At 35.3% G+C, this 1,194-nt stretch carries 1 pseudogene; it reads right to left on the bottom strand.

Annotated features, from left to right (window positions below):
• Window positions 1-289 precede the first annotated feature (289 nt).
• Window positions 290-1,138, bottom strand: a pseudogene (locus CP368_RS10005) (L,D-transpeptidase family protein); the annotation flags it as partial.
• Window positions 1,139-1,194 lie beyond the last annotated feature (56 nt).

Below are 1,194 nucleotides of genomic sequence, written 5' to 3'. Positions count from 1 at the left end.
TACCAAGAAAAATATTGGCATATCATACACCAGATGAAATTTTTGAAAGAGAATTAGATCGCATCTATCAAGCAGCTTAAGTGTTCAATTTATTATTGCAATTTACGATTATCTTTTTTCGTGTTATTGTTCTTAATACTTAAACATCTTAAATATGAAATTGCCGCCATAACTAAGCAAATGATTCCGATTATTAACATAAAAACCTCTCAAAAATCTATATCTTTATGTCTAATTTTACGCAAAAAAATAATGCCATTCAAATTTGAATAGCATTATTTTTATTTTCTTAGTAAACAATTACGGCATCATTAGTAGAAACATTGTTCCATACGCTTCTAATTTCAGCAGGACGAATGTTAACACATCCATGTGAGCCGCCTTGAAGGTATGCAGTCTTACTCCAATCATTTCTCCAGCTAGCGTCGTGCAAACCACAGCCGCTTAAAGTAAATGGCATCCAGTATTGAACTTTAGATGCGTATTTGGAGCCGTCGTCATTGAAACCGCGTAAAACGCTAGGTGACTCTTTATACATGATGTACCAAACACCCTTTGGAGTTTGGTTGCCTTTTCCACCCTCTAAAGTACCAGTAACTACATCGTTTAAATGAACAACAACGCGTCCTTTGCGAACGACCCATAATTCTTGGTTTTTAATCGAAACGACAACATAATTATTCCCGATACCGTTGTTGCTCTTGCCATAACCATGAGCATAAGTACTGTAGCCATCGCCATAAATGTACTTGCTGCCATCAAGTTCTGTAGTACCATCGATAAATGCCTTTTCTATAGCAGCTTGGGCTTTCTTTACATAAACGCCCCAACCATAGCTTTCGTTAGTTACGGTGACCGTTTTGCCTTTAGCCTTATTGCCTACAGGTACCATAAATTTATAGCTCTTTTTCAACGTTTGGACTTCTTTATTGATGTCATGAAGTTTGTTAGTTAAGTTTTTGACATCAGTGAACTTATACTTACCATCCTTATAAGTAACTTCACTAATTAAGTCTTCAGCTTTTAAGGTGTATTTTTTACCAGCGATATTATAAGTTACAGAAGCGCTTTGCATCTTCTTCAGTTTTTCTTTTGCTTCGCTTAGAGCTGTAGAGTTATAAGTATATTTTTGATTATTAACGCGTGGTGCTAGTTAAATCGTTTTAGTTACTAAAAAAGTCCAATCTTGTTAGA

Origin of the sequence: Lactobacillus sp. UMNPBX17 (assembly GCF_002553735.1) — a bacterium.
Lineage (GTDB): Bacteria > Bacillota > Bacilli > Lactobacillales > Lactobacillaceae > Lactobacillus > Lactobacillus gallinarum.
This window is presented reverse-complemented; position numbering and strand designations above follow the sequence as displayed.